This is a genomic window from Methylobacterium indicum (assembly GCF_001043895.1).
Lineage (GTDB): Bacteria > Pseudomonadota > Alphaproteobacteria > Rhizobiales > Beijerinckiaceae > Methylobacterium > Methylobacterium indicum.
On the sequence record NZ_JTHF01000370.1, the window covers coordinates 1 to 5,220 of the forward strand.

General features: G+C 62.8%; 6 protein-coding genes. 3 read left to right on the forward strand and 3 right to left on the reverse strand.

Annotated features, from left to right (window positions below; genetic code table 11):
* The coding region (locus QR78_RS36615; protein ID WP_053221172.1) for a L,D-transpeptidase family protein at nucleotides 1-1,186 on the forward strand (1,186 nt) is incomplete at its 5' end.
* Nucleotides 1,187-1,294: 108 nt separating this feature from the next.
* On the opposite strand, the gene QR78_RS34630 is transcribed toward QR78_RS36615, so the two are convergent.
* Nucleotides 1,295-1,549, reverse strand: a complete 255-nt coding sequence (locus tag QR78_RS34630; RefSeq protein WP_125901343.1) for a PilZ domain-containing protein — start codon at nucleotides 1,547-1,549, stop codon at nucleotides 1,295-1,297.
* 450 nt (nucleotides 1,550-1,999) lie between these two features.
* Between QR78_RS34630 and QR78_RS30180 the strand changes: the two genes are divergently transcribed.
* Nucleotides 2,000-2,422 (forward strand): DUF2852 domain-containing protein, encoded by a 423-nt coding sequence (locus QR78_RS30180; RefSeq protein WP_048431321.1) that lies wholly within the window; start codon nucleotides 2,000-2,002, stop codon nucleotides 2,420-2,422.
* Nucleotides 2,423-2,975: 553 nt separating this feature from the next.
* Here QR78_RS30180 and QR78_RS34635 read toward each other — a convergent pair.
* Nucleotides 2,976-3,728, reverse strand: coding sequence for a hypothetical protein (locus tag QR78_RS34635; protein ID WP_125901341.1), 753 nt, complete (start codon nucleotides 3,726-3,728; stop codon nucleotides 2,976-2,978).
* Between the two features lie 166 nt (nucleotides 3,729-3,894).
* Entirely contained in the window at nucleotides 3,895-4,311 is a 417-nt protein-coding gene (locus QR78_RS34640; RefSeq protein ID WP_125901339.1) for a hypothetical protein, read from the reverse strand.
* A 351-nt stretch (nucleotides 4,312-4,662) separates the two neighbouring features.
* On the opposite strand from QR78_RS34640, the gene QR78_RS30185 reads away from it, so the two are divergent.
* The coding region (locus tag QR78_RS30185; RefSeq protein WP_048431323.1) for an ABC transporter ATP-binding protein at nucleotides 4,663-5,220 on the forward strand (558 nt) is incomplete at its 3' end.

Here is a 5,220-nt window from a genome sequence, read left to right on the forward strand (position 1 = left end):
CGGCGCCCACGCGATGAAGCCCGACGAGTCGCCGGCGGGCTGGTGGGCGCCGACCCTGCGCGACTGCGCCGACCCCGCGAGCCCCCGGGCCTTCGAGATCCGCCTGAAGCCGCAGGCCGAGGCGCGGCTGCAGGCGCACGACCTCGATTGCCGGATCGACAAGGTCTCCGACACCGCGATCGGCTACCGCCTCCACATGCGCTGCTTCCGCTCGCCCGAGGACCGCCGCGCCGGCACCAACGCCGAGCCCCGGCAGATCGTCGTCGACGCGATCGGCCCGGTGACGATGCGGGCGGATGGTCGACGCGTCTATCGCTGCCGCTCCCGCCCCGCCGCAGCCATCGGGGTGACCGACCGCGTTACAGCCGATGCCGCCCCGGCTTCACCGGCCGGGATGCCGGAGCAGGCTCGACCGCCCCAGGCGGCCCAGACCTCGCCGGCGGCCCAGACTCCTCAGGCGGTGCAAGCCCCGCAGGCGGTGCAAGCCCCGCAGGCGGTGCAAGCCCCTCCGCCCATGCCAGCCCCGCAGGCGAGCGTCGCGACGGTACCGGCCTTGCCGCTGCCCGACGCGCCGATCCGCCTGGTCTCGCTGACGCCCGACGCGCCGACCGGCCCGGTCGCGGCCCCGGCGGCGCCCCCGCCGGCTCCCATCCGGGTCGCCGCGCTTCCCCCCGAGCCGCTGCCGCCCGCGCCGCGTCTCGTGCCCCCGGCCGCTCCCGCGCCCGTCGCCCCGATCGCATTGCCGTCGGTGCGGCGCGGCAAGGTGATCGGCTTTCCCGGCGTCCAGGCGCCCGGGACCATCGTGGTCGATACCGCGGCCCGCTTTCTCTACCTGGTACGCGGCGACGGCACGGCGATCCGCTACCGCGTCGCGGTCGGGCGCCCGGGCACGACCTGGAAGGGCGTCGAGACGGTCACCGCCAAGCAGGAATGGCCGCAATGGACCCCGACGCCGGAGATGCGGCGCAGCCGCCCCGGCCTGCCCCGTCACGTCGCCGGTGGCCCGCGCAACCCGCTCGGCGCCCGGGCGCTCTATCTCGGCTCCACGCTCTACCGCATCCACGGCACCACCAACCCGCACTCGATCGGCCGCGCCGCCTCCGCGGGCTGCTTTCGCATGCTGAACGAGGACGTGATCGAACTCTATCGCTTCGTCCCCGTGGGCACGAAGGTGCAGGTGATCTGAGGGGCAGCGGATCTGAAGGGGCCGGTGCAGCGCTCCTCGCGCGTCGAGGACCGGGGGACCCCCACCCGACGTGCTTCGCCGGGCCGTCCTCGATCCCTCAGATGCGGCTCAGACCGGCATCTCGAACGCTACGGTGATCCGCCCTCGCCGACGGTCCACGACGCGGCAGCGCCGCATCACGAACTCTCCTGCGATGGCGAGTGTGATCGTCTCCGGCACCGCACCGCCGTCCGGAACGGCCAGGGTGGCGCCGGCCGCCGACATGTTCAAAATCCGACAATCGAGGGCCGGTAAGCCCGAGTCCGCAAAAATCTCGCCGCGCGTTCCCGCAGGCCCGGACGGCTGTGCGGACAATAGGTTCATGCGCCGACCTCGAGGTTTTTCCGTAAACAACTGTCGAATGAAATACCGGTGATTTTCGAGAGGCAATCGGTCGGAGGTTCTAGTCACAAGGAACTAGGGCGTGGGGGCAGGGCGGCGGCGATGAATCCGGTATGCCGCCGTGCCCCGCCTCCTGCGATGGGCGGCCGCGAAGCGTCCCCGCCCGGCCGGGGCTCGACCTCCGTCCTTGGCGCCGGGACCCCGCTCGACGCGTGAGATGGCCTGTTGGCCTCCGCCGGTCGTAGGGGCGCCCCCGAGACTCCGTGGCTTGTCCATGCGTCCCATCGTCGGTTCCCCCTGCGGCCAACCGGCGACACGGCCATCGCTGGAGAGCTGAACCGATTCTGAACGGGGTGGTTCAGGCTGCATCGGGGGCACGGTGGCATGCTCCGGGCTCCATCACCGGCGCCGATATGCGCGAGGAGCCTTCCCATGCCCATCATGCCCTTCATCCATGACGCCCTCTACATCGGCGGCTTTGCCGGCCTCGTCCTCGTCGCGCGCCAGGCGCTCGGGCGGTACGATCTCAAGCTGTCCGGCCTCTCCGGCTTCCAGCGTCTACGCCGGCCTTTCGAGCGTGGCGCCGTCTATCGCGACCGGCCTTGGTTCACGTCGGCACGCACCAGTGGCAACACGGCCTTCGATGCGTGGCGCGATGGCGAGATCAGCCGTATCGAGGCGCAACGCCACGCTCTCGAAACCCGTCGCCAGGAGTTCGACAGCTTCATCGACACGCTGAAGCGCGCCGAGGATCGTGCCACCTTCGAGCGCTTCATGGCGGAGCATCCCAATGGCCCGGGGACGGTGAGCGACATCGCCGGAACGACCGGGCACCAGGATCGCCGCCCCGGCTAGCGCGCCCGCATCCCATCGAAGAGGCCGGGATATATTTGACACATCTGCCTCCCGGGCTCCGGCCGCGAGACATGCCGCTCCCAGCCGGGATCGGTATCGTCCCGGCCTGCGGCGCAGTCCTTCCGGAGTGCCGAGGTTCAGCCCTAACGGCGGCTGTCGGATCGGCGGCGGCGCACGCGGCGGAGTGGAGGAGGGAGGCCACGCGTCTCGTGCGCGATACGCTGCGGGTGTCCTGCCCCTCCGCCATTGCAAGCGTCGAAAGCGGCTCGACAGCCCGCCGCATCTCGTGGCGGACGCTTCGGGGGATATTCCCAAACGCGTAACCACGAGATCTCTGAAAAAATGGGATAGTTCAGACCAGTAAAGTACTGGCGGAGAGAGGAACGCTCTGCCAATTCTTCATAAGTGCCTGATCTGTCCGGCAGCATGCTGACGACGCTCGACTTTCCCCGCTTCTCTGCTACAAAACCGGCAGCAGGAAGCGGGCCGTGTGGCGGGCAAAGTTCGGCATCTCCTCCACGTTCGCGGCCGATACAGTGCCCGCCTCGTTTATTCATGGTATCGGAGTCTTTCTCTTCCATGAAATGACAGTACCATCCGCCAAGGGTAAATACCCCTTCTCAGGATCCTTAAATATAGCGGATTGGGTGTTATAGGTCCTCGTAAGGCCAGGCGCACCGCCGCCTTCCCCTCCTTGGAAAGTGGCCTTGTTGTGATAATTCAGGTCCGGTATATCTTTGGCGTCGATAAACTCGATTTTTCTGTCTCTTATGGCCTGGGCCATTTCTTTGTCTGCAGCGCTGCTGCCTTCAAAATCGCCGGCAATAAAATCGGCACCATCATTTTTGTACCAATAGTCAATTTCGTCTTTTGTTTTTGGAACCAAATATATGTCATTTATTGTTACATTGTAGTTCGATATTTTTCCGTCATTATTTGTATTTTGCTTTATGATATAATCATTGACTTGAGATAACATCTGCATACCAAGCGGATTTGTAGAATTGGATGATCGATCCACATCATTGATCGGGGAGATTTTTTGTTCTGAATTGTTAATTTGATTCTTGAGAGTACTGATGATTGATTGCAATCTCTCAAGAGCTGTCATATTGCTCTGATTGTTTTTCAGTATGCTTTTTGCTTGATCTGAGATGTCGACCTTTGTGGCAGGTCCAAGCGCAGAAAAGGTTGATACTTGGAGAGTGCCGGTCTTGACTTTCGGCGCATTCGGGGTTGCACCCTGTGCTTGGCTTGTTGCGGAAGGAATGTTCATTCCCTGAAGATTGTTTGATGTAGTGATCATGGACTGTCTCCTCGACGAAGCACTATCTCGCTGACATCTCGCGTGTATACGATATCGTCGCGCCAGCAATGACAGCGCGACAGCCTTGCTGTACTGCCTGTTTCGACGCGCAACGACCGGTGGTGCGAAAGCGCCACCGACATGAACATCGATCTTGTATGAAATCTTAACGGGTGAACCGGAATGTTCCCGAGCCGGCACCCGTCTGCGAATTGTCGGTGTAAGGACAATTCGGACTGCTGCCGGCTCCCTTGTAGGCGTTCGCCGAGGCGAACGCGCCGTACGCACTAGCCTGCACTTGGAACTGGCAGCCGTAAACGCCGCTCTGATAGCGGAGATTGCAGAGATCCGACGATCCCGAGGTGGTCGCACGCACCGTGACCGTGCTGCCGCTCGAGATCGAGAAGGGCGCCGAAACGTAGGTGCCCGACGAGCAGGACGCCCTATCGAGGGTGATCGTCGAGCCGAATTGGTTGGTGATCGTCCATTTCAGTGTGGCTGCATGCGCTGCGCTCGCACCGGCGAGCATGGACAGCAGCGTCCCGGCAGCAATGGCCGTGCGAGCGATCTGCGAGATCGACATTTTTACTCCCCCTTTATTTTGTCTGCGCTTCCCTTGTGCGAAATATCAAATTCCATCAACAATCCACCGTTCGCAACTGTTAAAACATCAGATTGACAAAAGACAAATTCCATGCGCGTTCGTTTTTCTAAAAATCTCGAAATTTATCCTTGCTTTTTGCTTTTTTATTGTTGTAATAATGTAACGTATAGGAGGGATGAAGCAGCCGATCTACGCAACCTTCACTTCAAACGAAGAACAAAAAAATTTTGTCAATCTGCTAAAACAACAGATTGAGAAATTTTGTGTGGAGAGGCAATGCTCACGCACCGATGTCGGCCTCCATGGATAGTTCCAGAGGCACCGAGGCCCATGCTGAGCATCGAGAATATCACGAAAACATATCAGAGCCGTGCGGGATCACTGCCCGTGCTCACCCGGGTGAACCTGGAGGTCCGGCGCGGGGAACTTTGTGCCCTCACGGGTGCCTCCGGGTCGGGCAAGACGACGCTGATGAACCTGATCGGCCTGCTCGACCGGCCCGACGAAGGGACGATCCGCCTCGACGGTACCGACACAGCGATGCTGCATGAGAGTGGGGTCGCGGTCCTCCGCAATCGCCTGATCGGCTTCGTCTTCCAGTCCTTTCACCTGCTCCCGCGCCTGTCGGCCCTCGACAATGTCGCTCTGCCTCTCCTCTATCGTGGAATGGCCAAGGCCTCGCGGCGCTCGCTGGCGGCGGCGGCCCTGAAGCGGGTCGGGCTCGCCGCGCGCGCCGCCCACCATCCCGAGGAGATGTCCGGCGGGCAACGCCAGCGGGTCGCGATCGCCCGGGCGCTGGTCGGGGAGCCACCCCTGCTATTGGCCGACGAGCCGACGGGCAACCTCGACAGCCACGCCGCCGACGATATCATGGCCCTGTTCCTCGCG

What these genes read in the sequence shown, in the direction of transcription:
- QR78_RS34630 (WP_125901343.1), bottom strand. Translation starts at nt 1,549, where the DNA reads ATGAACCTATTGTCCGCACAGCCGTCCGGGCCTGCGGGAACGCGCGGC.
- QR78_RS30180 (WP_048431321.1), top strand. Translation starts at nt 2,000, where the DNA reads ATGCCCATCATGCCCTTCATCCATGACGCCCTCTACATCGGCGGCTTT.
- QR78_RS34635 (WP_125901341.1), bottom strand. Translation starts at nt 3,728, where the DNA reads ATGATCACTACATCAAACAATCTTCAGGGAATGAACATTCCTTCCGCA.
- QR78_RS34640 (WP_125901339.1), bottom strand. Translation starts at nt 4,311, where the DNA reads ATGTCGATCTCGCAGATCGCTCGCACGGCCATTGCTGCCGGGACGCTG.